This window comes from Porticoccaceae bacterium LTM1 (genome assembly GCA_030252795.1).
Taxonomy (GTDB): Bacteria; Pseudomonadota; Gammaproteobacteria; order Pseudomonadales; family Porticoccaceae; genus SCSIO-12696.
The window spans coordinates 992,308-1,017,048 of the sequence record CP127080.1 but is presented as its reverse complement, the minus strand read 5'-3'; the positions used below and the strand labels follow the sequence as shown (position 1 = coordinate 1,017,048).

Below are 24,741 nucleotides of genomic sequence, written 5' to 3'. Positions count from 1 at the left end.
TATGCAAAAACATTAAATACCCGAAAGCAAATCCAGGTGTATAAATTGGTTAACTGGAGAGTTGTAAAAAGCCACTGAACTGGTCCGTGATAACTTTTTTCATCATCTCGATATGTACTTCCGAATCATTCAGGCAAGAAATAAAACGGTAACACTCCCCACCCCCATTCAAAAACTGCTCTTTAACCTCTACTTCCAGCTCTTCCAGAGTCTCCAAACAGTCAGCGGCAAATGCAGGGCTAATAATATCGACACTTTTAACCCCCAACTCCAGCCACTCATCCAACAACACATCTGTATAGGGTTTTACCCACTCTTTAGGCCCGAAACGAGATTGAAAACTGAAGGCCCACTCATCTGGTAATAAGCCCAACTCAGACGCTACAGCTTCAGCAGTACTTTTACAGTGCTGATAATAGGGGTCACCTTTATCGATATAGGATTTAGGCACCCCGTGAAAGGACATCAACAACCTCTCATTGCGTCCATATTCCTGCCAATGTTGTTCGATAGTGAGTTTGAGTGCCTGGACATAAGCAGGGTGAGAAAAATAGTGCTTAATAACTTGTATATCGGGCACATCACGGGAGACACGAAAAATATCAGCTAACTGATCGTAAATCGCCCCAGTCGTAGAACCGGAGTACTGTGGATACAAAGGCAGCAAGACAATTCTTTCAATGCCCTGTTCGCGCAACTGCATCACTGTATTTTTCAATGAGGGTGAACCATAAGTCATGGCGTAAGTTACTCGCGGAGCACTTTCACCATAACTTTCCAAAAATACTTGCTGAAGTGCATCAACCTGTCGCTCGGTTATTGCACGAATCGGCGAACCGCTTTCAGTCCAAATGGAGCGATACAGCTCTGCAACCCGACGTGAACGTCTGGGCACAATAATACCATTGAGCACTGGCAACCAAATTACCCTGGGCGCCTCAACAACTCTGGGGTCGGACAGAAACTCTTTTAAAAATCTCCCCACTGATTTTGCATCTGGACTTTCAGGAGTTCCTAGGTTCATCAGGATAACAGCTGATTCAGGTTGAGCCGGTTGCATCGTTTGCTTCCCTTTTTCAGATAAAAAATAGCCAGATAAAAAAATAGGCCCGTAATGGGCCTATTCTAGCTACATTCATTTTGCTGACAATCAGCTGAGTGCGCCACTCAGTCTCTGCTGTACTTCGGCCAATGAACCAACACCCTCTACGCGAGCATATTTCGGCGCTGTTTCTGGCTCCGCCTGCTGAAGATTTTGGTAGAAATCCACAAGAGGACGAGTCTGCTCATGGTAAACACCCAGACGGTGGCGTACGGTTTCTTCGCTGTCATCTTCGCGCTGGATCAGCGGCTCACCGGTTTCGTCGTCCACACCTTCCACTTTCGGAGGATTGTATTTGATGTGGTAGGTACGACCCGATGCTTCGTGAACCCGACGACCGCTCATGCGGGAAATAATCTCTTCGTCATCGACATGAATTTCCACAACATGGTCTATAGCGATGCCTGAATTCTGCAGGGCTTCTGCCTGAGGGATGGTGCGGGGAAAACCATCAAACAGGAAACCGTTTGTGCAATCTGGCTGTGAGATGCGCTCTTTTACCAGTGCAATAATCAGGTCATCAGATACCAAACTGCCGGATGCCATTACATCTTTGACCTTCAGGCCAAGCTCGGTACCCTCTTTAATGGCGGCTCGCAGCATGTCACCAGTAGATATTTGTGGAATCCCGTAGGTTTCCGTAAGGAATTGGGCCTGAGTGCCCTTGCCAGCGCCCGGAGGGCCAAGCAGGATAATACGCATAGTGTTCCCCTAATATGCATCCAACGCCCGAGGAAATGCCGGGATGAGATGCCAATAAACGCGAAAAACCGCCGATCTTACCGTTATTGTTGGCCCTTCACAATAGCCATATATCAAACGTGGTCTTTGGCGCGGTTCCAGAGTTGATCCATTTCCGTTAATGTCATCTGTTCAACGGATTTTCCTTCGGCTTCAGCACACTCTTCTATGTACCGGAAACGGCGCTCAAATTTATTAGATGTACGCCTCAACGCCCCTTCATTTTCAACACCCAAGTGTCGCCCCAAGTTCACACAGCTGAACAGCAGGTCGCCTACTTCCTCTTCGATATGACTCGAATCCTTGCTGGCTATTGCCTGCTTTAATTCATTGGCCTCCTCAATAATTTTATCGAGAACACCTTCAATATCTGGCCAATCAAATCCCACCCGTGCTGCCCGTTTTTGAAGTTTCTGGGCTCGCACTATGGCTGGCAAGCTTTGAGGAATATCATCCAGCACCCCGTGCCGTCCCTTGGTTCCCCGCTCATCCTGCTTAAGGGCTTCCCAGGTTCGTTTAATTTGGTCTTCCTGAATATCGGAATTCGGGTCTCGACGACTGTTAAGTGTACCTTCAGGAAATACATGGGGATGTCGGGATATCAGCTTTGCAACTAGCGTCGACACCACACCTGAAAAATCAAACAGATTTTGCTCACGACCCAATTGCGCATAAAACACCACCTGGAACAGCAAATCCCCAAGCTCTTCTTTCAGGTGCGGATAATCGCCTCGTTCAATGGTGTCGACCACTTCGTAAACTTCTTCCAGGGTAAATGGAACGATAGTTTCAAAGCTCTGCTTCAGGTCCCAGGGACAACCATCTACCGGATCCCTGAGTCGTTCCATCAAATAGAGCATATCCTCAATGCTGTACTTATCTTTAGACACCTGTATTAGCTCCGATTATTCGGTAACGCGCTGTACATCAATCAGGTTGGTTACCTGACGCAGTCGAGCCATCACACTACTGAGCTCTTCGAGATCAGTCACTTCAACTTTCATATCCATGATGCAAATTGCCTCGTCGCTGTTTTCTCCCTGGCGAATGCTCAACTCGATAATATTCACACCCATCTTATCGAGTACCGAGGAAACATCCCGAACCAGACCCGGGCGGTCGTATGCAAGCAAGTGGATTTTGACTGGATAGACACTTTTCGGTGCGCCCCCCCAGCTGACCTGAATAATTCGCTCAGGCTCTTCATTTTGCATTCGCAACAGGTTGCCACAATCCTGGCGGTGAATTGAAACACCTCGTCCCAGAGTGATATATCCGGAAATTGGATCTCCTGGAACCGGATTACAACAGTGAGCGATGTGGGACATTAAATTGCCGACACCATAGATGTATACATCCGACTCCAGGTATCTGTTGGCGTGTTGAGCACGTGTGGAAATATGGTATTCCGGCTCTTTGTCTTTTTCGATAAGCCCCTGAGCCGCTTTCAGGAATTGGCCAACACTGACATCACCCGCGCCTATGGCTGCATAAAGTCCGTCACCACCCTGCTTATTAAAGCGTTCCGCCAGTGACTCCAGATCAATTTGCTTGACCCCGAGCTGATGCAGTTCACGAGTAACGATGGTACGCCCGGCGGCAATATTTTTATCCCGGTCCTGTTTGCGGAACCATTGCTGAACCTTTGAGCGAGCACGTGCGCTATGAAGATAGCCCAATGAATTAAGTAGCCAATCCCGGCTTGGTGATTCACTTGCACCGGTAATAACTTCGACCTGATCTGCCGTTTTCAGGGTGCTGTTCAGCGGCGCAATCCGACCGTTGATTTTGGCGCCTCGACAACGGTGCCCAATATCAGTGTGAACCCGATAGGCAAAATCCAATGGTGTGGCACCTTGTGGCAAATCAACCACGTGTCCTTCCGGAGTAAAGACATAAATCCGATCAGGGGAATTATCACTGTTCAATAGTGCCTGAACATTCTGGTCCCCCTCCAGCTCTTCATGCCATTCAAGAACCTGTCTGAGCCAGGCGATTTTTTCTTCGTAGCTGTCCGCTGAAGATTTATCACTGCCTTTGTAGCGCCAGTGAGCACATACTCCAAGTTCCGCTTCCGCGTGCATATCCTGAGTTCGAATCTGCACTTCCAAAACTTTGTTGTTGGGGCCAATTACTGCTGTGTGCAGCGAGCGATAGCCATTTTCCTTTGGAGAGGCGATGTAGTCGTCAAATTCATTGGGAATATTGCGCCACAAACTATGAATAATACCGAGTGCGCCATAACAATCAGCGACAGTAGGTACAAGAATTCGCACTGCACGGATATCGTAAACCTGCGAGAAACCTATTCTTTTGCGCTGCATTTTGCGCCAGATACTGTAGATATGTTTCGCACGGCCATAAATTTCGGCTTTGATACCCGCATTGGCCATTTCTTCATTCAGGATAGCCAGTACTTCCTGGATGAACTCCTGCCGATCAAGACGCTTTTCATCCAGCAGCTTTGCGATGCGTTTGTATTCGATTGGCTCAAGATAACGAAATGCCAGGTCCTCCAGCTCCCACTTGAGGTGACCAATACCGAGGCGATGGGCCAAGGGGGCATAGACATCAAAAACTTCTCTTGCCACTCGAATACGTTTGCTTTCAGACGCATCCTTTACGGCGCGGATCGCACAGGTACGTTCAGCAATTTTAATGAGTGCAACTCGCACATCGTCAATTACCGAAACCAGCATTTCACGAACTTTACTGGCCTGCTGCCCGGCTCCATAGCCGAACACCCCCTGCTCCGAATCGTTTCGCAGAGTACTAATCACTGCCATTTGCTGAACGCTGTCAATCAGGGTCGCAATAGCCTTGCCAAAATATTTCTGTACCACTTGCAATGGCACTTTTCCTTCCCGCACGGCACGATAAAGCACTGCGGCTTCAAGCCCAGGTGCATCTACATGCAGGTCTGCAAGAATATCGGCCATTTCCAGGCCAGTTCTGAAGCTGCTAGTTCCCGGTGACCAGATATTGTCATCGGCAATAGCCTGCTGCTCAATTTGAAGGCTGAACTCGCAGGCGCGAAATAACTCCCGCGCCTCCTCTTCGTCCAGCTCTGCCCTGCTGGCAATTCGGTCTACCCACTCTTTAAGGTCAATTTCCCCGGAGTGTTCCAGCGGGTGGTGATCTCTGACTTTTACCATCTCTCTATCGGCCCCACGCGTCTGTGCGCGTTTGTTATTTCAGTGCGCGAAGTATACATGCTGGTTTGAGACCTGCTGTAAGCAGGAATTATCCCTCCAGCACCACAAAAGCAGTGACATAATCTCGTTCATCACTCATTGTCAGCCAAACTCGTTGCCCACCAAGTTCAGCAAGGCGAACAGCGGCCTCTCCTGACAGATGTAACTCTGGCGCACCTGCACTGTTATTGCGCACCTCAAAATCCTGCCAGGATACTTTACCGATCCCTGTACCAAGAGCCTTACTCGCGGCCTCTTTGGCAGCAAAGCGCTTGGCCAGATACGCTGCCTGGTTGCTTTTTGACGCACAAACCTCTCGTTCATGGGGTGTTAATACCCGCTCAATAAAACGTTGCGACTGTCGATCCAGAACACGGCGTATGCGGTCTATCTGCACCAGATCAGTGCCTACTCCAATAATCACGTATGCTCCTTACGCTGCGCATGAATAAATAGCTCCCTGCTGCGCAACGGTTTCCCTCCCAAATGGGGTGAAAATGCCAATCTAGACAATCGCTTGGCACTGCTTCGTATTTCCGGATTTGAAAAATTGCCTCTGCCAATTTCTACCAGGTGCGCCCCTTCAAACAGTGCGCGGTGGTCTACTGTGCGGGAATCAAAGTGTTTACTGAGCCCATTTTCCGGCTGAAACAGGTAATTATTTCCTGCCCCAACTGGCTCACCATCCTCGGCATCGAAGTCAAAGCTCAATCCGTAGCCAAGCTCTTCCAGCAACCTGAATTCAAATTGCCTCAACAGTGGCTCGAGGTCATCAGTGCATGACAGCTGCTCGAGCAAGATGCGGTAATACTGAAAGATCCCGCGCTGAAGATCCGCCTCCGGAAGTACTCGAATCAATAATTCATTGAGGTAGAGACCGGTGTAAAGCTGCCTTCCCTGTAGAAATGTTGGTGGACCATCGGCCTCCACGGAGTAGAGAGTTTTCAGGTCTGAACGTCCGCCCCAGCTAACTACCAGAGGGGTGAACAGATTCAATCGCTGCCCGCTTTTGCGACTTCGCGTTCCGCGGGCAATTACCTTAATGCGTCCATGGTTGTGACTGAACAGGTCTACTAACTGGCTGCTCTCCCGAAAGGGCCGGGAATGCAATACGAAAGCCGACTCGGCGTCGACTCTCATCGTTATTCCCGATAACCCAGACTGTGTAAGGCGCGCTCGTCATCGGACCAACCGCTGCGAACTTTCACCCAGAGATTAAGCATCACTTTCTGATCAAACAGTTTTTCCATATCCATGCGTGACTGCTGACCAATTTTCTTGATGCGGTCGCCTTTGTCGCCAATGATGATTTTCTTCTGGCCTTCACGCTCAACCAGAATCAACGCGCTGATGTGCAGAACTTTTCCGTCACGCTTGAATTCTTCAATTTCCACCGCTACTTGATAGGGTAACTCGGCACCCAGTTGACGGGTGATTTTTTCCCGAACTGCTTCTGCGGCAAGGAATCTCTCGGTTCTGTCTGTTATCTGGTCTTCCGGGAAATAATGAAACCCTTCAGGAATATATTTACTGATTTCCTTCTGAAGACCATCAAGATTTTGATCGTGCAGGGCTGCCACAGGAACAATCGCAGTAGGATTCAAACGCTCTTCAAGAGACTGCAGATAAGGCAGCATTGTGCTTTTATCTTCCACCCGGTCCATTTTATTTACGGCAACAATCAGCGGCGCACGAACATTTCTCAGCTCTTCGGCAACTGCCTCATCCGCTTCCGTCCAGGTTGTACGATCCAGTACCAGCACCACTACATCTACATCTCGCACTGCACTGGATGCCGCACGATTCATGTAACGGTTAATGGCCTTATCCTGGTTTGTGTGCATTCCAGGTGTATCGACAAAAATCAGCTGGGTGTCACCTTCGGTTTTAATGCCCAGCAAGTTATGACGAGTGGTTTGGGGCTTGCGTGAGGTGATACTGAGTTTCTGCCCCATCAAGTGATTTAACAGGGTGGACTTGCCCACATTGGGACGACCCACGATCGCCACATAGCCACAGTACTGCTTTTCAGATTCGGTATATTCGCTCATAAAATTGCTACTTGGTTAAACGCTCCAGAGCTTCCGCTGCTGCGGCTTGCTCTGCGGCTCGACGGCTGCTGCCCTTTGCGGATACGGGCAGCTTCAATAACTCTACTTCACAGGCTACTGTAAAAGTCTGGTCGTGGGCTTCGCCCTCAATAGTCTCAACCCGATAGACCGGCAGGGCCTTGCCCCGCCCCTGCAAAAACTCCTGAAGCTGGGTCTTTGCATCTTTATCTGTCGCCTCCAGCGTCAAATTTGAAAGACGTTTGGCAAGCCAACGCTCGATACTTTGACGTGCAGCTTCAAAACCGGCATCCAGGTAAATAGCACCGATCAGTGCCTCTACGGCATCAGCCAGAATGGAATCACGTCGATGGCCGCCGCTTTTACGCTCACCGCCACCCAGGTTAAGCTGTTCACCCAACTCCAGTTCCCGCGACACCCTGGCAAGAGAGGTGCCTTTTACCAACAGCGACCTGAGCCGACTGAGATCCCCCTCTTTGGCATCCGGGAAACGTCGGAACAGGTGCTCGGCTATTACAACGCCCAGAACCGCATCACCGAGAAACTCGAGTCTTTCGTTGTTGTTTGCACCACAACTGCGGTGAGTTAATGCAAGATCCAGAAGTGTCGGATCAGAGAAATTATGCCCCAGACGGTTAATCAGTCGTTTTTTCGATATATCCACAAATAGCCAATATCTAATTTACTTTTGATCGGAATCGATCAAATGATTGAATCGTAGAACCACATCCGCATTACCGAGAAACTGAAAGCGTTTTTCGTACTCCAGGGTAAGCGTAACGCGGTCTTTTTCACGCTCGATCCTGATATCCCGAATATCAATATCGCGGATGCCATCAATAGTGAAGTGTTTGGTAATTTTCTCGCGAATCTGGTGGTTGGTCATTTTGACCATTCCTTCATCACGAACCTTTGCAAGAGATGCATCTACAAAGTAACTGTCCACATAATGTGGGCCGAGTTTAAACGCACACAACAGAAAGAAAGATGCTATGCACAAGATCATCAGCAATCCGATGCTTGAAATTCCAGACTGCTTGGTCTTTGAGCGAATACCTTCCATTGTGCACCTCCCTACAGGCTTATTATTCAATTAGTCTCGCTTCACCAAAGCTGGGCAAGCTGAAGAACTTGTCCCAGTGCATCCACACCGCAACGGCCTTGCCGACTATCATGCTTTCATGCACCTGTCCCCAGGCTCGGCTATCGTAACTGTCGTCACGGTTATCCCCAATCATAAGATAGTGTTCGGGCTTAACAACAGTCGAGTAGTTAACACTGTAGCGCCCCGGGTTCACTTGCCGACGAATGGCATGCTCGACACCATTAAGCTGTTCCATTTGGACAGTATAGCTGGGATCTGGGCTAGCCCAGAGCGGGTGAGGTGTCTGTTCCATCATTTCGTCGTTTACATAGAGTACACCGTCCCGAATATCTATCTTGTCACCCGGCACACCGATAACTCGCTTAATGTAGTACTGATCTTTGTGTGGCGGGATAAAAACCATTACATCACCACGCTGAGGCTCCCCAACCTCCACTACCTTGGTACCGAGAACAGGCAGTCTCAAACCATACGAATACTTATTTACAAGAATAAAATCGCCGACATTCAGTGTAGGGATCATTGAGCCGGACGGGATCTTGAACGGTTCAAACAGGAACGAACGCAGTACCAGCACCAGCAGCAGGACCGGAAAGAACGAGCCACCAAACTCAACGTACTTTCCCGTAGCCTTGCCAAATTTATGCATACCCCAGGCAACCCCAGTTACCAGAACGGCAATTACCAGTATCAGCGGAAAATCAATATCCATTTATGAGCTGCCTTTGTGTGCTATCAATTGTCAGTTTTCAATACAGCCAGGAATGCGTCCTGCGGAATTTCCACACTACCCACCTGCTTCATACGTTTCTTACCGGCTTTCTGCTTTTCAAGCAGCTTTTTCTTACGGGAGACGTCACCACCATAACATTTTGCCGTCACGTTTTTACGCAACGCCTTTACGGTGGTACGGGCGATGATATGGCCGCCCAGTGCCGCCTGAATCGCCACGTCGAACATCTGGCGGGGAATCAGCTCTTTCATCTTTTCAGTAAGCGAACGCCCCTTACCCTGTGCCAGATCGCGGTGAACAATCAGCGCCAGCGCATCCACTTTATCACCGTTGATCAGTACATCCATCTTCACAAGCGGGGCCGCCTGGAAATGGGAGAACGAGTAATCCAGTGAGGCGTAGCCGCGGCTGACAGACTTGAGACGGTCAAAGAAGTCCATCACCACTTCACTCATCGGCATGTCATAGCGTAGAGACACCTGGTTACCGACGAATTGCATATCTTTCTGCACCCCGCGCTTTTCAACACAGAGAGAGATGACGTTGCCCACGTAATCTTTCGGCACCAGGATACTGGCTTCACAAATCGGCTCACGCATCTCGTCAATACGGCCCGGATCAGGCAGTGCTGATGGACTGGAGACCTGAACCACTTCACCATCGGATTTGAGTACTTCGTAAACTACCGTGGGCGCTGTGGTGATCAGGTCCAGGTCGTATTCGCGTTCCAGGCGTTCCTGGATGATCTCCATGTGCAGCATACCCAGGAAACCACAGCGGAAACCAAAGCCCAGTGCGTCGGAGGATTCCGGCTCGTAGAATAGTGATGCATCATTCAGAGTCAGCTTGGACAGTGCATCGCGAAAATCTTCAAAGTCATCTGAGCTGACCGGGAACATACCGGCATAGACCTGAGGTTTGACCTTCTGGAACCCTGGTACAGCAGCCACATCAGGAGTCTGCTGGTGGGTAATGGTATCGCCCACAGGCGCGCCGTGAATGTCTTTAATGCCAGCTACTACAAAGCCCACTTCACCCGCTTTCAGAATGCCAGTATCTTTGCGTTTGGGTGTGAATACACCAACGCTGTCCACTACATGGGCACGACCGAGACTCTTGGTGATAATGCGGTCTTTCTTTTTCAGCTGGCCCTGCTTCACTCGAACCAGAGACACGACGCCGAGGTAGTTATCGAACCAGGAGTCGATAATCAACGCCTGCAATGGCGCGTCGACATCACCTTCCGGTGGCGGCACTTTGGCTACCAGTTCTTCAAGTACGTCTTCGATACCGAGGCCGGATTTGGCACTACAGCGCACTGCATCGGTGGCATCAATACCGATAATCTCTTCAATTTCCTGGCTAACCCGCTCCGGCTCAGCCTGGGGCAAATCCATCTTATTGAGAACTGGAATCACTTCCAGACCTTCTGCAATGGCGGTGTAGCAGTTCGCTACCGACTGGGCCTCTACGCCCTGTGCGGCATCCACTACCAGGAGCGCGCCCTCACAGGCAGACAGCGAACGTGAAACTTCATAGCTGAAGTCCACGTGGCCCGGAGTATCAATAAAATTGAGCTGATAGGTTTTACCGTCATTGGCCTTGTAGTCCAGCGTTACGCTCTGGGCCTTAATGGTAATACCGCGCTCCCGCTCGATGTCCATGGAATCCAGAACCTGAGCGGCCATTTCACGCTCGGTCAGGCCGCCGCACAGCTGGATAAAGCGGTCGGCGATGGTGGATTTACCATGATCGATGTGGGCGATGATGGAGAAATTGCGGATATGGCTCAGGTCTGACACGTAACTTCGATTCCAAGAGGGCAAATGAGGTGCGGATTCTAGTGGAAATGGCCCTTTTTATCCACTGACACCGGCTCCACAGGGTGTAAATAGTACACATGGCTCAAACAGCAAAAAGCCCGGCGAGCCGGGCTTTTGACTATCACTCAATCACAAGGGTCATATAGAACGGGTTGCCATTGCGAAATACTCGAATCGCAACCGGCTGACCTTCAGGTATCCGCTGGATAAGCTCACGATAGGCTGTTTCGTCAGTAATTCGAACACGGCCGATTCGCTCCAGAATATCGCCCTCCTGCAGACCCGCAGCAGCCGCCGCTGAATCCGGTGCTACGGCGGTAATTTCCACTCCACCGCGAAGCCTCAGCATGGTACGTGTACGATTATCGATATTCTGAACTACAAGCCCCAAACGGTCACCACTGTCAATGGATCCGTTAGCGGCCAGTTTGCCGCGCTCACCAACGATCACCTGAAGCTTTTTCACTTCGCCGTCGCGAATCACCTCAACGTCAACCTTCTCACCCGGCAATGTTACACCGACAACGTGGGACACATCCGCATTGGTAATGATGGGTTTGCCAGAAATTTTCACAATGACATCGCCAGGCTCCAGGCCAGCTTTTTCAGCCGGACTGTTTTGCAACACATTACTCAACAGAGAACCTTGAGGCTTATCAAGGTTAAGAGCCGCAGCCATTTCAGCATCAATGGGTCGCGCCATTTCAACACCAAACCAGCCTCGGGCTACCGTACCATCCTCTTTCAGCTGCTTGATCACCGTTTGAGCTACTGCTGATGGAATAGAGAATGATATACCGTTGGAACCACCGGAACGGGTGTAGATTTGTGAATTAATTCCAATCACTTCACCATTCAGGTTAAACAGAGGGCCGCCAGAGTTACCAGGATTGATTGCTACATCCGTTTGAATGAAGGGCACAAAATCTCCCTGATCACTGTTTGGCAAACTGCGACCTAAAGCACTGACAATCCCGACACTTGCCGAGTAATCAAGGCCAAATGGCGAACCGATTGCAACCACCCATGAACCGACTTTCAACTTGTCGGAATTACCAAACTTCACAGTTGGCAAATCATCACCGTCAATTTTCAGCAGGGCCAAATCGGTACTGGGATCTGTTCCCACCACAGTGGCAGCAAATTCAGTGCGATCAGAGAATCGAACCGTAATTTTTTCACCGCCCTCTACAACATGATTATTGGTGAGTACATAGCCATCTTCTTCTACTACAAAACCAGACCCCATTGAGCGCATTTGTTGCTGGGGCTGTCGACGTAATTGATCTTCAAATAAACGACGAAAAATTTCGGGGACATCCTGAGGTACAGCAACTCGGCCACCACCGGCTTTGCCCTCGACTTCAATTTTCACCACTGCCGGTGAATTCTTCTCAATCAGGTCGGCAAAATCCGGGAGCTCTGCCGATTGCGCTGAGGCAGAACCCAATAGAAAAAGAGCAACAAACCAGCCAGTTAAGTATTTTGACATTGATCTACTCCATCTCATTAACTGTCAACAAACCAAATTCTTGGCATTAAAATAATGGCGTTATTGAGACAACCATTTTTGCCATGAGTTTTATATAAATAATGTCATTTAACAAAATTTAAAGGTTTGTTTTCACAGCCGGCCAATACAGGGTTTACGGAGTTATCATTACTGTATTTTCGAGAGTGCCATCGAACTACGAGAGCACCGAGAATAAATCCGGTCAGAGCGAAAAGTGCAGTGATACTATCAGGCCATTGCTGAAGGTAACTGAATCCTGAAGCTGAGATGAGTGCAACTAATGGCAACAGATAAACAAGTGTTGCCCCTTTAACCACCACACTCTCTTGAATTTCGATGACCACTTGATCGCCTACAGAAATTCGCTCCAGAGAAGTGTTGCCGGGCAAAACACGAATTTGCTGAACTCGCCCGGTCAATTTTGCTACCAGATGCTGCCCGCAACCCTGGCGAACAGCACAACTGCCACAAGTGGATTTCTGAATAACTTCCACCCAAAGACAATCTGACTCTACAGAGGTGACAGTGGCAGATTCCCGGATCATTGAAATGGAGATACAGTAATTATCGATTTGTATTCGCTTGCACTGAGCGAGCGATACGAGTGGCAACAGCCATAGGAATTTCACCAACTACACAGATGGCAAAATCTTTAGATTGGTACTTGGCTCTGGCCATGGCGGCCACAGTGGCTCCTCGCTTTGCCCTGAGCGAAGGCATTTTCAGGCCTTCTCCAGCATCTATGAAAATACTGAAAAAACTCAAACCATCGGTAAATACCAAAGTTTCAGCCCCATCCAGATCGCCTTCATGCACTGCCGTCAGCACAAAACCCTCCGGCAACCAACTTACACGCCATTTCTGGTAATCCTGAACTTCTTCATCACAAGGCACAGTACCGGGCTCTTCGGGGAGGTCGTTGCTTGAGAGCAGCTGATCTTCAGCCAGCTCGTCACCTATCTCAATCTGGACAAACTCGAAACGCTCCAGCACAACCTGCTTGGGACTGGTCGCGACCAGCATGGCACGCAACAGCAGCGAACTCTCCTTATCGACAGAGAGCACATATCCGTAACGCATTTGATCTTTAGGAATCACGTGGAGTTCTGTCACTGAACGACCCGCAACCCGGTCTGCTCCTTTGATTTGCAGCTGGTAGTGTTTCTCAAGGTTGCCGTAACCGATTCCACTTTCGACAATTGCGCCACGCAGTAAAAGGTCACCGGCACGCTCGCAGGCCAGAGGATTACCGCTTCGCACCACCTCAGCCTGTGGGCCGTTCATGTACTCAAGGCGCTCATACTCTTTTCCGCCACTTACATTGTGAGTAATACGGAATGACTTCATGGCACCACCATGCTCATAGGTAAAGGTGCCCTGATAGTTGAGATTGCGACCCGCCTCGGCCATACGCTTTAACAATTCCTGGGCCGGCATGGATTCAGGCATTGCCGAAGCGGTTGCAGATACCAATCCCATAGCGACCATACAGGCGATGAGGAACACGGCATTCAAGCCATTTGTGCGGAGTTTTGACATTGGGTCGCTATGCACCTGAAATTATTGGGTGTCTTCTGATTGTTGCGGTAGTCGGGCGTAAGGCAAAAGGCTCTGGTGGGTACCTAGGGCAGCACGCTCAACATGACGCCTCATCAGCTCATCAAAATAGGCCTGGATTTGCTGTTGAGTTACCTGATCCATAACAGGAGCACCTTCCAGAACCAAAGAACGTGGTTCTCTGGAATAATTTGAAGGATTGCTGGTACTCACCGCTCGAGTTTGAATAAGTGGCGAAACCAGAGGTGGCGCCACAACTTCCGGCTCGGCAGTTGCAAGTTGCGCTTCAATAGCCTGCTCTGGTGATTGTTGAAACTGCTGAACACCAAGCACCGCTGCAATTGTTACAGACGCAGCAATGGCAATACGACCCAGAGGCTTTAGCGCCCGTGATATGGCACTGCTATGGCTGGCTTCATTCCCAATAGCTTCAGAGATGGCACTGGACAAGTCCACCGTGACAGCTGGCAGTTCCCGTCGCATCGCCGAGCGGGCAATCTGGTATCGCCGCCAGGACTCGCGCAGCTGCGGATCTTCTGAGGCAGCACGAAGGGTTCTGTGCAGCTCCAGTTCATCCACAGAGTCATCCATCAGGGCCGACAGCGACTCTTTAAGGTGAGAATTGTCACTCATTATTTATTTCCTCTATCCAAGTCCACTCCAGTCGAGTGAATTTGAGTAACTAATAAAAACTGTAAATTCAATAATGCTATCAACGACTCTTCCCTGACCTCGCAGTGCAGCTGCCCATCCAGGCACATTCACAGACCCTTTGGTATTGATAGCTGATCAGACCGGGCTTAATCAAATTGGTTCCTCACTGAACCCTCTTCAATAAAGCAATTCCGTGTCGCAAGCTATTTCCCCTCCATCAATGCTCTTACCTGAAGGTCAATCGCCTCACGAGCACGAAATATTCTGGAGCGAACGGTACCTACAGGGCAGTCCATCACATTCGCAATATCTTCATAACTGAGACCTTCAAATTCACGCAATGTCACCGCAGTGCGAAGATCTTCGGGCAACTGTCGAATGGCCTCATCAACGACCACCTCCAACTCATCCCTTGATAACTGCTCCTCAGGCGAATCGATATCTTTCAATCCATCACTGCCATCGTAAAACTCGGCGTCGCCAACATCGACATCGGTTGCTGGCGGACGGCGGTTTCGAGCTACCAGATAGTTTTTGGCAGTATTGACCGCAATACGATACAACCAGGTATAAAACTGGCTGTCGCCACGAAAATTCTTCAATGCACGATAGGCCTTGATAAAAGCCTCCTGCACGACATCGTTCACTTCTTCAAAGTCATTGATGTATCGCGCGACAATGGCGTGCACCTTGTACTGATACTTTAATACCAGTAGATCGAAAGCTCGCTTATCACCTTTCTGAACGCGACTGACCAGCTGCTGATCAGATTGCTGCGCCGATTTGGCTCCCATTATCTACCTTTCTCCCGTCCAGAAAGTTACAAAGGCCTGACCAGACTATTTCAATCGGCCCCGGTCTTAAATGCAAAAAAACACGCCATATACTTTGATGAGTGTAAATAGTTCAAGTATGACAGCTACTTGCAAGTAGGCACACATCGCCCGCTATACTATCATGCTCGCCCTTTTTGTATAGAAAGTCGGGCATCGACAGCAACATAACGAAAGACATAGCCACTAAATGACTGAACAACACTATTTTGATGTACTGGTCGTGGGCAGCGGCGCTGCCGGCCTTACCGCAGCACTGCACCTGGCAGACAAATATCGAGTCGGCCTGATCAGTAAAGGCGAACTGAAAAGCGGCTCCACCCTGTATGCGCAAGGAGGCATCGCTGCGGTTTTCGACAGTGAAGACAGTGTTGAGTCACATGTCAAAGATACATTGGTTGCAGGTGCCGGGCTATGTCACTCCGACGCGGTGCAGTTTACCGTAGAGAACGGCACCGCAGCCGTTCAATGGCTCATTGATCAGGGCGTCGACTTCACCAAGGCCAATGGCAATTACCACCTCACCAAAGAAGGCGGACATAGTCACCGCCGCATCCTGCACAGTGCCGATGCTACGGGCTTGTCGATCTCAAATACACTGGTCGACAAAGCACTCAATCACGGCAACATTAGCCTGTTTGAACATCACGCAGTGATCGACCTGATTACCGAAGCAGACCCCAATTCCCGCAAGGTTCGATGCACCGGCGCTTATGTACTCGATGCTGATACCGACCACGCCAAATTGATACAGGCCAAAACCGTCATTCTGGCTACCGGCGGTGCCAGCAAGGCATACCTCTATACCAGTAATCCCGGTGGAGCCAGTGGCGACGGTATTGCAGTCGCCTGGCGCAAAGGTTGCCGGGTGGCCAATATGGAATTCAACCAGTTCCACCCGACCTGCCTCTATCACCCGAAAGCGGGTACTTTTCTGATTACCGAGGCGTTGCGCGGTGAAGGCGCCTATTTGAAACTGCCCAATGGCGATCGTTTTATGCATCGCTTTCACCCCGACGCTGAACTCGCTCCCCGCGACATCGTGGCTCGCGCTATCGACCACGAAATGAAGCGGCTGGGTTGCGATTGCCTGTATCTTGATATCACCCACAAGCCGGCTGAGTTCATTGAATCGCACTTCCCTACTGTTCATGCCAAGTGCCTTCAGTACGGAATTGATATCACCAAAGAACCGATCCCTGTGGTGCCCGCTGCTCACTACACCTGTGGCGGCGTGATAGTAGATCAGCATGGTCGCACTGACTTGCAGAACCTCTACGCCATTGGCGAAACCTCATTCACCGGCCTGCACGGCGCCAATCGCCTGGCCAGTAATTCACTGCTTGAATGCGTTGTATACGCGCGCAGTGCCGCACAACATATCGACACCATTTTTGACAAAATTGCCGATCTCGGTGAAGCCAGGGATTGGGACGAATCGCAGGTCACCTCCTCCGACGAGGACGTGGTGCTTTCCCACAATTGGGACGAACTGAGGCGGTTTATGTGGGACTATGTGGGAATTGTCCGCACCCGCAAGCGTCTGGAGCGCGCCCAGCACCGCATTAAAGTACTGCAAAGGGAAATCCACGAGTACTACACCAACTACAAGATCAGCAAAAACTTGCTGGAAGTACGCAACCTGACCATGGTGGCAGAACTGATTATCCGCTCAGCAATGCAACGTCGTGAAAGTCGCGGCCTGCATTACACACTGGACTACCCGGAAACCTCCAATGTCGCGAAGGACACCATTATGGTGCCAGACAATTTTGCCGGCCAGGATATTATCGTCAGCCAGAACCCAGCTGTGTAACTGGTATTCTAGGACTCTGTCTAACGGGTGAGATATTCACGCAAGCGGCAACGCAACCGCCGATAGTGATCAGACGTAACACTATTTGAGAATATCAGTTGGCGGTAGCTGCGCCTGTTGGGCAGTCGCCAGTTCAAAATCATTAAATAACGACTCACATAACAGGGCTGAAGCAATTCAGCCCTGACCTGCTCCCCTCTTGCGAGCAGCTGCCAGCCTTGATTGCTGACCTGAATGCCGTGGAATTCGTTTTTGCGGACTGAATACCAGTACCAGATGGCACTGGCTATCACCACTCCGGTTGCCAGCCATTGCAAAGCAACTTCTAAGGGCAGCATCCAGCAACACAGCAATACCAACAAATGGCTAATCAGCAGATAGCGCGACAGCCATCTGGATGACGATATTTCAAACCGCTCGACTGAATCAGTCACGAACCTGACTGCGAGTATCGCGAATGATGGTAACAATGCGCTGCAAATCCGCATCTTCCGGGTTCGAGCGATTCATAAACCACGCAAACAGGTCCTGATCCTGTTCTTCCAGTAGCTGGTGGTAGCGCTCTTTGTCGTCCTGCTCGAGAGTGGGGTAAATTTTCTCTACAAATGGCAGCAGGATCAGATCCAGTTCCAGCATTCCCCGGCGACTGCCCCAAAACAGACGGTTTTTATCCATAGCACTACAATCTCTTAATCGTAAAACGAAGAGAGGCATTATAGTGGAAGACTGGTAAGATAGCCCTCCTCTCTGCAACCAATTGATATTTGATCCCTATGAGTAACTGGCAACAATTTCTGGAATCCCGCAACGCACAATTCAAGGATGGCCTTGTTGTCAGTTTTGGTGAAAACGCTGCAGATTACTCTTCCCTACAGGAAAACAGTCTACTGTTTGCCCTTGAAGATCACGCCGTCATCACCTTGACCGGTGGTAATGGCAGTCAGTTGCTTCAGGGGCAGGTAACCTGCGACATAAAGACACTCAACGCAGAGAACAGTTTGTTTGGCGCCCACTGCACCCCAAAGGGAAGAGTAATCGCCCTGTTCCATATTGCCCAATGGACAGAAGACACCATTGCATTGATTACTCGCAAGGATCAGGTTGAGACACTACTGCAAAGCCTGGGTAAGTTTGCGCCGTTTTTCAAAACAGAAATCAGGGTTAATGAGGAAATCAAAATACTTGGCTTGTCGGGAGAAGTCGCGGGCCAGTTGCCAGAACTGTCTGCCCCATACAAAAATATTCCACTCCCTGATGGCCGCCAACTGCTGCTGATCGACAATGATGAAGCGCAAAGCTTCTGGGAAGAAATGGAAAACAAGGCAACTACTGCCGGACTCCCCCTCTGGGAGTTAATGGATATTCGCGCTGGATTGCCCAAAATCAGCACAGCAACCATCGACAGCTTTGTTCCGCAGATGATTAACCTGCAAGCACTGGACGCCATCAGCTTCAAAAAAGGCTGCTACAGCGGCCAGGAAGTGGTGGCAAGAATGAAGTATCTGGGCAAATTGAAAAAACGCATGTATCGCCTGTCCATAGCCGGAAACACAATCCCGACTATCGGCAATGCCATTTACCTGCCCAACCAAACCCAGTCAATAGGCACTGTAGTTAACGCCCAACAAGCCGATGAAAACCAAATCGAGCTGCTGGCAGTATTGACAGAAGCTGCCGCGCAAGCCGATGCTTTACACGTATTTGGTGAATCCGGCAGCAACTCCGGTCCATTGTCGACAGTGACCGTATTGTCACTGCCCTACCAGCTGGAGCAGTAATCGAGCAGCACATGATCGAAACCATCGAACAATGGTTCAACGCCCATCAGTCCATACTGACATGGCTGGGCGTTCTGTCGCTTTTCACCTTTATCATCAGCCTGATCACTTTGCCTTGGCTGGTATCGCGCATTCCTGAGGACTACTTCTTATATTCCAAACGCCACCCCTCACATTGGAGTAATCTGCATCCGGCAATACGCTCAATCCTGCTGGCAGGCAAAAACCTGCTGGGTGCCATTTTGCTGTGCGGCGGTTTTCTAATGCTTTTTCTGCCGGGCCAGGGTCTACTGACCCTGGCGATGGGCTTACTGATGATGGATTACCCTGGAAAATATCGACTGGAAAGAAAACTGGTCTCTTACCCCAAAGTACTTAAAAGCCTGAACTGGCTACGCGCCAAAGCCAAACACCCCCCACTGAAAGTAGATTGACCAGACCGCTTATGGCTGAGCCGGTAGGGACCAATCTATCGGCTGCTGCCCTTGGGACTGTAAATACTCATTCACCCTGGAAAAATGTCGACACCCAAAAAATCCACGATACGCTGAAAGTGGCGAAGGATGGGGCGCGGTCAACACAAAGTGCTTATTGCGATCAATCAGTGCGCCTTTGCGTTGCGCATAACTGCCCCACAACAAAAACACCAAGCCTTCACGCTGCTCGTTCAAAGCAGTAATCGCCTGATCGGTAAACTGCTCCCAGCCCTTACCCTGGTGCGCACCGGCATTGCCCTGCTCAACTGTCAAAGTTGCATTAAGCAGCAATACCCCCTGCTCCGCCCAATGAGTCAGGCAACCATGAGCTGGCGGCACTATACCCAGGTCCTGCTCGATCTCCTTGTAGATATTTACCAATGACGGTGGCACCTGAACACCAGGCAAGACCGAAAAACAGAGACCATGTGCCTGATTCGGACCGTGGTAAGGGTCCTGCCCCAGAATCACCACCTTAACTTTGTCAAAAGGGGTGGTATTGAATGCCGCAAACCACTGATCCCCGGCCGGGTAAATCACCTTGCCGGCCGATTTCTCCTGTTTCAGAAAAGATTTCAGCGACGTCATGTAAGGTTGTTCAAACTCAACGCCAAGCACATTGAGCCATGACTCATGCAGCTGAATGGTATTGGCCATGCCAAAATCCCCTTGTACCGATCAATAAAGCGCACATCCTAACGGAAAACCCAGGATTGCCAAACTATCCTGAAGTTGATTCACATCAACACCAAATAAGGCCATACTGGCTGTAATGGCTAGCAAGGAGAACAACATGAAGAAGATCACTCTAATCACCACCGTAAGCCTATTGATTGCAGCCCCAGCCATTCAGGCAGGAGACGCCAAAGCAGGTAAAACCAAAGCCGTCGTCTGTACTGCATGCCACGGCCCGGAAGGGAAAAGCAATAACACCATGTGGCCAAACCTGGCTGGCCAGCAAAAAGGCTACCTGATCAAAGCAATGAAAGATTTTCGCGACGGCAAACGCAATGACCCCTTAATGACACCAATGGCCAAGCCCTTGAGTGATGAGGATATTGAGAATCTGGCTGAGTATTTTTCCGGACTTGGTAAGTAAACCATCAATGTCATCCTGAGACACCATCTTCAGTGTCACTTGACATCCCCTCTTTGCAGATATTTAATCCCGCGATCATTTTCCCGACGGATGGGAAATGGTAGGAGTTATTCATAAAATGAAATGGACCTAAGGATTAAAATGAAAAAGATTTCCCTCACTCTTGCAATAGCTGCTGCACTTGCTTCTACTGGTTGCGCTAGCATCGTCAGCGACTCCTCATACCCTGTAGCAATCTCTAGCAATCCCTCTGGTGCACAATTTACCATTACCGATAAAAGTGGCCGAACTGTACACAGTGGTACCACTCCAAATACGGTAATACTGGAAAGTGGTGCTGGATTCTTCTCTGGAGAGGATTACACAATCACTTACAACAAAGAAGGGTACGGCAAACAAACTGCGCGACTAAAGGCTGGGATTGATGGCTGGTATTTCGGTAACTTACTGATTGGCGGTTTAATCGGCATGCTCATCGTAGACCCTGCTACCGGCGCAATGTACAAACTGCCAAATACGGTTACAACCACTTTGACCGATAATGCACAAGCTAATGGCGATGCCGTAAGCTTGAAAATTATCACCGTTGACCAACTTTCAACCGCTGATCGCGAACAGCTTCAAGCGATTAACTAAATCTGCGACTGTTGACCGGTCAATATGACTTAGTGCAGATTAAAAAGGCGCCGTTGGCGCCTTTTTTATTTTCCAATCAATCCTTCTGAAGGATTTCACTCCAGACAAACCACCAACGTCGCCGAGTAACTCTTCCACTGGAACGGAGTAACAATCGCCTTCTATTAGCCGGCTTCATTACCAATATAGGTTCAAAGATACTCCCACTTCTCTTACGATTCGATCTTCGTAGTAAGCTCGAATCGACCAGTCTCTGGAAATTCGATACTGAAGATGGGCTCCCATATCAAGTCTGCTTTCATGGTCACCATCTACATGATCAAGATATTCTGCAGTCAGCCGCACTCTGAAACTGTCAGCCAACTTCATATTCAGAAAGACAGAACTTTTGGCGTAAAGACTACCACTATTGCCCTGACTCTCCTGAATACCGCCACCCAGATACCCGCCAATAAGCACCTGATCAGATAACTGCAACGTATGACCAAGATCTCCCCAAAAGACTGTTGCCAAACAATGCTCACAATCCAGCGATTGCTGCCTAAGCCCTAACCCCAGCTTCCAGGAATTTCCTTCGTCACCTGGCAGTCCTGTCACCGCAGCATTGACACTTTCTACACTGAATATTTCCAACTGTCGCAACTGGACTTGTCCATCAAAAACAGCCAGCCTCATCTCGCCCATTGAGAGTGATGCATTGTTTACATGGCCAAAATCCGCATCCAAAGCATCGTAATAAACTGGTCTGATGTGTAAGCCTATCCCTGTTCCAAATACCTGATTATGGATAAATTCGACACCGGCCAAACTGGGGCTTCGACCTTTATGGGGCGAGTCATTTGAGTCCATATCCACGTCCACCTCACCGGGTGGCAACAGATATCGCTTTGCCAGAACACGTCGGTAGTAGGTATTTGAAACATCCTTTGCCAACAATTCGGCGTCGCGAATGAACTGAAAATAATCCAGCAAGGTATCCAAAACCCTCAACTTGGCCGTCAGATTCAATGAATCAAACCCCTCTCCTTCAAGCTCATCAATATTCCTAACAACAGACTCAACAATTGCTTTTTCAGTGCTAGAAAGGTTGCTGTATCGCTTATACAACCGTGTTTGGCGAGACGGATGGTATTGAACCGACTTAATCACGGGTTCGCCATTACGCTCAATACGGGAGACGCTTTGAATCAAAGCTTGTGGGACAAACCAGGGCATCAGCTCGTTTGGCCGAAGAATGATTCCATCTACGACCTCTAGTATTTCTGCCACCCTATAGGCGCAATTCTTTTTGGCAAAAAAGTACTGATACTTTTGAAAGAGAACTTCCCAGGCATGACCGAGCACCAAATCAAGCTCACTTGGCGTCAGGTTCAACTCATATTCCCACATATCCCGGAGTTCATTCTCTCCGTAATTATGATTGTGAAAATAATATTGAATATGGCTGAAGCCAGCGTCATAACCACCAAAAAGACCTTTAAAGATATATGGCAAAGGCCCTTCACCGGCCGGAACAATCGCACCATAATTGACCGTTACATCTTCCAGCTTGGTTGGCTTTCCGGATTGCGTAGAATTCAGTTTGAGGAGAACATGGCCATAGTAAGAGGCGGGATTGCCCAGATATCCAGTAGCAAACATCAGACTTACAGATTCTGTTTTCCCTTCTAAAGACCAAGATTCGTATCTTGGGCATTCAACCATTTCAATGCCTCGGCTCGATAAACCCAATTGCTGATCTAGCCAGACATAACGGCCTCTGAATTTACATTGAGCGTGAGAGTCAGGTTCGGAAATATTTTTTACAGACAATGCATTCAGAGTAGCCTGCAATTCTGCGAGAGGATTATGACGGCCATCCGCCGCCAAAAAGAAATCATCTGTGTGTATTGCGCTTTCAACTCCGTAATGAGATTGGGAGTTCGATTCATAGAGCATTAGCTTATGCCAAGTTGATGACCTGGATAGCTGTTCAAGTTTAGCTGAATCAATTTTTAAAGCGTTAAATTCTAAGGCACTGGAACTACTCGAAAATGAAAGTAACACCAGGAGCGCCAAAATGACCGAAGCGAGTTTGCGCAAAACAGGGCAACCAGAGAAAAGGATATAGAGAGAAGTGACTGCCAAAAGTTTTGGCAGTCACTTTCAGCCATTAGCTGTTTACTGCAGTCATCATCAATGCGTAGTAGCTTTTGGCCTTGTCCAGGCGATTCATATTGTCATAGTCTTCGCCAGAGACAGTTACCGCCATACCAGCACGAACCTGAGATACCAGTGCAGTACGTTTTTCGTCTTCAACTTCCATGATATTCATCAGGGAGACCAGATGCTCACCTTTACCACGTGCAGTCTCTTCAGCCAGAGTCTCATAAGTATCGAGAATAAAGGCTGCCGCCTTTACATTTTTCCCACTGCAGGTTTCAGGACTGGCGGTTGCCGAGATGATTGCTGTAGTACCAACATCCCAAGTAACGTTTGAGGTTACGGCTGCCCAATGGGTATTGGGGAACAGTGCAGCACCGATACCGCAATCGACATATGGATTAGGGCCTGAGCCTGCTGGACCGTTTGCAGCAACCGCACCAGTTGATACCGCAGCTGCCAATAGCGCCACAGCAAAAGTTATTGTTGTTTTCATAAACGATCCTCTGGTTTTATTGGAGTCGAGCGTCCAATACTAGGCAGACTTCCCATACCATGCAAGCATTATTGAATTGGCGAAATAGCGCACTGATAAGAGCACATTTTCAACCCAGAAGGGGTCAAAAGTTTCCCTATCAGGGATCGGATACCAAATCACTCCAGACAAACCACCAAAGTCGCCGAGTAACTCTGCCACTGGAACGGAATCACAAATGCCTTCAGCTGCTTGGGCAGTTGCAGATTTTCTGGTCTTCCTTGCACCACTACCGGCACCGAGATCATAAAGTCACTGCCATACACTGCGCGGGCGTTGCCACTGATAGTATTGGCCACTTCACCCACCAGATCCCGCATCAGCTCACTGTTTACGATTGGTTCGCCAAGCCCCAGCAGCAGGTGCTGCAACATGGCTCTGGGTGCGGTGAAATACACGCAACCTTTGCGACCACCGGAAACCCCGATAATGCCCGTGAAGTCTTCGGCGGGAGCTTCGGTGGAGTTAACCAGATATGGGGTAGAAACCTGAGCAGCCAGACTGACCGAATTTTCAAAGTATCGCTTAACACCATCAATAAAGACCTGAATATCAGCTTCAGTCACTCTCAGTTCCCCGCCAGTAATTTTTGTAATGCGCCATTAAGCGCGTCTTCTGAAAAAGGTTTGCACAGGAACCCCCTGGCCCCATTCTTGATCGCCTGAATGGCGGTGTGCTTGTCTGCCAAAGCGGAGATCACCAACACACGAATATCCGGTTTAATCTCTACCAGACGTTTGACGCACTCAACCCCATCCATATGTGGCATGGTAAGGTCCATCGTTACCACATCCGGCAATTCCCGGCGACAGACTGCAACCGCCTCGTGACCATTTTCTGCCTGCACCACTTTCTCTACCGGCAGCTGATGAACCCGTTCGATTTTTCGACGGATCACCATGGAGTCATCCACAATCATTAACTTCATCGACTAT

Annotated in this window: 28 protein-coding genes; 5 read left to right on the top strand and 23 right to left on the bottom strand. The window is 49.4% G+C overall.

The features are described from left to right. Nucleotides 1-49: 49 nt before the first annotated feature. The 16 genes from hemH to rpoE form a co-directional block, all read right to left on the bottom strand. Nucleotides 50-1,024, bottom strand: coding sequence for a ferrochelatase (gene hemH / locus QP938_04505; GenBank protein WIO75615.1), 975 nt, complete (start codon nt 1,022-1,024; stop codon nt 50-52). A gap of 126 nt (nt 1,025-1,150) precedes the next feature. Then, nucleotides 1,151-1,804: an adenylate kinase gene (adk, locus tag QP938_04500; protein ID WIO75174.1), complete on the bottom strand. Its 654-nt coding sequence runs from the start codon at nt 1,802-1,804 to the stop codon at nt 1,151-1,153. A 113-nt stretch (nt 1,805-1,917) separates the two neighbouring features. Beyond that, the gene (gene mazG / locus QP938_04495) at nt 1,918-2,703 is read right to left on the bottom strand and encodes a nucleoside triphosphate pyrophosphohydrolase (protein WIO75614.1); all 786 of its coding nucleotides are present in this window, start codon (nt 2,701-2,703) and stop codon (nt 1,918-1,920) included. A 45-nt stretch (nt 2,704-2,748) separates the two neighbouring features. Further along, nucleotides 2,749-4,998 carry a GTP diphosphokinase gene (relA, locus tag QP938_04490; protein WIO75173.1) on the bottom strand — a complete coding sequence of 750 codons (2,250 nt, stop codon included), beginning with the start codon at nt 4,996-4,998 and terminating at the stop codon, nt 2,749-2,751. A gap of 88 nt (nt 4,999-5,086) precedes the next feature. Next, nucleotides 5,087-5,461, bottom strand: coding sequence for a holo-ACP synthase (gene acpS, locus QP938_04485; protein ID WIO75172.1), 375 nt, complete (start codon nt 5,459-5,461; stop codon nt 5,087-5,089). After that, nucleotides 5,458-6,177 (bottom strand): DNA repair protein RecO, encoded by a 720-nt coding sequence (recO, locus tag QP938_04480; GenBank protein ID WIO75171.1) that lies wholly within the window; start codon nt 6,175-6,177, stop codon nt 5,458-5,460. The genes acpS and recO overlap by 4 nt, the downstream gene beginning before the upstream one ends. Before the next feature lie 2 nt (nt 6,178-6,179). Then, nucleotides 6,180-7,088, bottom strand: a complete 909-nt coding sequence (gene era / locus QP938_04475; protein ID WIO75170.1) for a GTPase Era — start codon at nt 7,086-7,088, stop codon at nt 6,180-6,182. Between the two features lie 7 nt (nt 7,089-7,095). Further along, complete coding sequence (rnc, locus tag QP938_04470; GenBank protein ID WIO75169.1) at nt 7,096-7,770, bottom strand: ribonuclease III; 675 nt, start codon at nt 7,768-7,770, stop codon at nt 7,096-7,098. 18 nt (nt 7,771-7,788) lie between these two features. Then, the gene (locus QP938_04465) at nt 7,789-8,169 is read right to left on the bottom strand and encodes a DUF4845 domain-containing protein (GenBank protein ID WIO75168.1); all 381 of its coding nucleotides are present in this window, start codon (nt 8,167-8,169) and stop codon (nt 7,789-7,791) included. A gap of 22 nt (nt 8,170-8,191) precedes the next feature. Continuing rightward, entirely contained in the window at nt 8,192-8,923 is a 732-nt protein-coding gene (gene lepB, locus QP938_04460) for a signal peptidase I (GenBank protein WIO75167.1), read from the bottom strand. 23 nt (nt 8,924-8,946) lie between these two features. Further along, nucleotides 8,947-10,746 carry a translation elongation factor 4 gene (gene lepA / locus QP938_04455; GenBank protein ID WIO75166.1) on the bottom strand — a complete coding sequence of 600 codons (1,800 nt, stop codon included), beginning with the start codon at nt 10,744-10,746 and terminating at the stop codon, nt 8,947-8,949. Nucleotides 10,747-10,888: 142 nt separating this feature from the next. Beyond that, nucleotides 10,889-12,259, bottom strand: coding sequence for a Do family serine endopeptidase (locus QP938_04450; GenBank protein WIO75165.1), 1,371 nt, complete (start codon nt 12,257-12,259; stop codon nt 10,889-10,891). A 104-nt stretch (nt 12,260-12,363) separates the two neighbouring features. After that, nucleotides 12,364-12,825 (bottom strand): SoxR reducing system RseC family protein, encoded by a 462-nt coding sequence (locus tag QP938_04445; GenBank protein WIO75164.1) that lies wholly within the window; start codon nt 12,823-12,825, stop codon nt 12,364-12,366. Between the two features lie 19 nt (nt 12,826-12,844). Continuing rightward, nucleotides 12,845-13,819, bottom strand: a complete 975-nt coding sequence (locus QP938_04440; protein WIO75163.1) for a MucB/RseB C-terminal domain-containing protein — start codon at nt 13,817-13,819, stop codon at nt 12,845-12,847. A gap of 21 nt (nt 13,820-13,840) precedes the next feature. Then, nucleotides 13,841-14,470, bottom strand: a complete 630-nt coding sequence (locus tag QP938_04435) for an RseA family anti-sigma factor (protein WIO75162.1) — start codon at nt 14,468-14,470, stop codon at nt 13,841-13,843. 224 nt (nt 14,471-14,694) lie between these two features. Then, nucleotides 14,695-15,285 (bottom strand): RNA polymerase sigma factor RpoE, encoded by a 591-nt coding sequence (rpoE, locus tag QP938_04430; protein WIO75161.1) that lies wholly within the window; start codon nt 15,283-15,285, stop codon nt 14,695-14,697. A 229-nt stretch (nt 15,286-15,514) separates the two neighbouring features. On the opposite strand from rpoE, the gene nadB reads away from it, so the two are divergent. After that, nucleotides 15,515-17,140, top strand: a complete 1,626-nt coding sequence (gene nadB, locus QP938_04425) for an L-aspartate oxidase (GenBank protein WIO75160.1) — start codon at nt 15,515-15,517, stop codon at nt 17,138-17,140. 20 nt (nt 17,141-17,160) lie between these two features. Here nadB and QP938_04420 read toward each other — a convergent pair whose 3' ends face one another. Together QP938_04420 and QP938_04415 are read right to left on the bottom strand one after the other, a co-directional pair. After that, nucleotides 17,161-17,574, bottom strand: a complete 414-nt coding sequence (locus tag QP938_04420) for a hypothetical protein (GenBank protein WIO75159.1) — start codon at nt 17,572-17,574, stop codon at nt 17,161-17,163. Then, nucleotides 17,567-17,815 (bottom strand): succinate dehydrogenase assembly factor 2, encoded by a 249-nt coding sequence (locus QP938_04415; GenBank protein ID WIO75158.1) that lies wholly within the window; start codon nt 17,813-17,815, stop codon nt 17,567-17,569. Before QP938_04415 ends, QP938_04420 begins: the two co-directional genes overlap by 8 nt. A 98-nt stretch (nt 17,816-17,913) precedes the next feature. On the opposite strand from QP938_04415, the gene QP938_04410 reads away from it, so the two are divergent. Both QP938_04410 and QP938_04405 read left to right on the top strand, forming a co-directional pair. Continuing rightward, nucleotides 17,914-18,918, top strand: coding sequence for a hypothetical protein (locus QP938_04410; GenBank protein ID WIO75157.1), 1,005 nt, complete (start codon nt 17,914-17,916; stop codon nt 18,916-18,918). Nucleotides 18,919-18,929: 11 nt separating this feature from the next. Next, complete coding sequence (locus QP938_04405) at nt 18,930-19,352, top strand: PGPGW domain-containing protein (protein WIO75156.1); 423 nt, start codon at nt 18,930-18,932, stop codon at nt 19,350-19,352. A gap of 9 nt (nt 19,353-19,361) precedes the next feature. Here the strand turns inward: QP938_04405 and ung are convergent, their stop codons facing one another. After that, a complete protein-coding gene (ung, locus tag QP938_04400) occupies nt 19,362-20,051 on the bottom strand; it encodes a uracil-DNA glycosylase (GenBank protein ID WIO75155.1) in 690 nt (229 codons plus the stop codon). 136 nt (nt 20,052-20,187) lie between these two features. Between ung and QP938_04395 the strand changes: the two genes are divergently transcribed. Both QP938_04395 and QP938_04390 read left to right on the top strand, forming a co-directional pair. Further along, a complete protein-coding gene (locus QP938_04395; protein WIO75154.1) occupies nt 20,188-20,493 on the top strand; it encodes a cytochrome c in 306 nt (101 codons plus the stop codon). A gap of 141 nt (nt 20,494-20,634) precedes the next feature. After that, a complete protein-coding gene (locus QP938_04390; protein ID WIO75153.1) occupies nt 20,635-21,129 on the top strand; it encodes a hypothetical protein in 495 nt (164 codons plus the stop codon). Nucleotides 21,130-21,306: 177 nt separating this feature from the next. On the opposite strand, the gene QP938_04385 is transcribed toward QP938_04390, so the two are convergent. From QP938_04385 to QP938_04370, 4 genes are all read right to left on the bottom strand, one after another. Next, nucleotides 21,307-23,211 carry a DUF4105 domain-containing protein gene (locus QP938_04385; GenBank protein ID WIO75152.1) on the bottom strand — a complete coding sequence of 635 codons (1,905 nt, stop codon included), beginning with the start codon at nt 23,209-23,211 and terminating at the stop codon, nt 21,307-21,309. Between the two features lie 70 nt (nt 23,212-23,281). Further along, complete coding sequence (locus tag QP938_04380; protein ID WIO75151.1) at nt 23,282-23,767, bottom strand: DUF3015 family protein; 486 nt, start codon at nt 23,765-23,767, stop codon at nt 23,282-23,284. Between the two features lie 158 nt (nt 23,768-23,925). Continuing rightward, a complete protein-coding gene (locus QP938_04375) occupies nt 23,926-24,372 on the bottom strand; it encodes a chemotaxis protein CheX (protein WIO75150.1) in 447 nt (148 codons plus the stop codon). Between the two features lie 2 nt (nt 24,373-24,374). After that, the gene (locus QP938_04370) at nt 24,375-24,734 is read right to left on the bottom strand and encodes a response regulator (GenBank protein ID WIO75149.1); all 360 of its coding nucleotides are present in this window, start codon (nt 24,732-24,734) and stop codon (nt 24,375-24,377) included. Nucleotides 24,735-24,741 lie beyond the last annotated feature (7 nt).

Bases quoted from the DNA above. Each gene is read 5' to 3' on its own strand.
- QP938_04415 (WIO75158.1), bottom strand. From the start codon at position 17,815: ATGGATAAAAACCGTCTGTTTTGGGGCAGTCGCCGGGGAATGCTGGAA.
- QP938_04380 (WIO75151.1), bottom strand. From the start codon at position 23,767: ATGAAAACAACAATAACTTTTGCTGTGGCGCTATTGGCAGCTGCGGTA.
- recO (WIO75171.1), bottom strand. From the start codon at position 6,177: ATGAGAGTCGACGCCGAGTCGGCTTTCGTATTGCATTCCCGGCCCTTT.
- QP938_04410 (WIO75157.1), top strand. From the start codon at position 17,914: ATGAGTAACTGGCAACAATTTCTGGAATCCCGCAACGCACAATTCAAG.
- adk (WIO75174.1), bottom strand. From the start codon at position 1,804: ATGCGTATTATCCTGCTTGGCCCTCCGGGCGCTGGCAAGGGCACTCAG.
- QP938_04445 (WIO75164.1), bottom strand. From the start codon at position 12,825: ATGATCCGGGAATCTGCCACTGTCACCTCTGTAGAGTCAGATTGTCTT.
- QP938_04390 (WIO75153.1), top strand. From the start codon at position 20,635: ATGAAAAAGATTTCCCTCACTCTTGCAATAGCTGCTGCACTTGCTTCT.
- QP938_04395 (WIO75154.1), top strand. From the start codon at position 20,188: ATGAAGAAGATCACTCTAATCACCACCGTAAGCCTATTGATTGCAGCC.
- QP938_04370 (WIO75149.1), bottom strand. From the start codon at position 24,734: ATGAAGTTAATGATTGTGGATGACTCCATGGTGATCCGTCGAAAAATC.
- hemH (WIO75615.1), bottom strand. From the start codon at position 1,024: ATGAACCTAGGAACTCCTGAAAGTCCAGATGCAAAATCAGTGGGGAGA.
- era (WIO75170.1), bottom strand. From the start codon at position 7,088: ATGAGCGAATATACCGAATCTGAAAAGCAGTACTGTGGCTATGTGGCG.
- QP938_04440 (WIO75163.1), bottom strand. From the start codon at position 13,819: ATGTCAAAACTCCGCACAAATGGCTTGAATGCCGTGTTCCTCATCGCC.
- rpoE (WIO75161.1), bottom strand. From the start codon at position 15,285: ATGGGAGCCAAATCGGCGCAGCAATCTGATCAGCAGCTGGTCAGTCGC.
- QP938_04465 (WIO75168.1), bottom strand. From the start codon at position 8,169: ATGGAAGGTATTCGCTCAAAGACCAAGCAGTCTGGAATTTCAAGCATC.
- QP938_04405 (WIO75156.1), top strand. From the start codon at position 18,930: ATGATCGAAACCATCGAACAATGGTTCAACGCCCATCAGTCCATACTG.
- nadB (WIO75160.1), top strand. From the start codon at position 15,515: ATGACTGAACAACACTATTTTGATGTACTGGTCGTGGGCAGCGGCGCT.
- relA (WIO75173.1), bottom strand. From the start codon at position 4,998: ATGGTAAAAGTCAGAGATCACCACCCGCTGGAACACTCCGGGGAAATT.
- QP938_04450 (WIO75165.1), bottom strand. From the start codon at position 12,259: ATGTCAAAATACTTAACTGGCTGGTTTGTTGCTCTTTTTCTATTGGGT.
- lepB (WIO75167.1), bottom strand. From the start codon at position 8,923: ATGGATATTGATTTTCCGCTGATACTGGTAATTGCCGTTCTGGTAACT.
- mazG (WIO75614.1), bottom strand. From the start codon at position 2,703: ATGCTCTATTTGATGGAACGACTCAGGGATCCGGTAGATGGTTGTCCC.
- QP938_04435 (WIO75162.1), bottom strand. From the start codon at position 14,470: ATGAGTGACAATTCTCACCTTAAAGAGTCGCTGTCGGCCCTGATGGAT.
- ung (WIO75155.1), bottom strand. From the start codon at position 20,051: ATGGCCAATACCATTCAGCTGCATGAGTCATGGCTCAATGTGCTTGGC.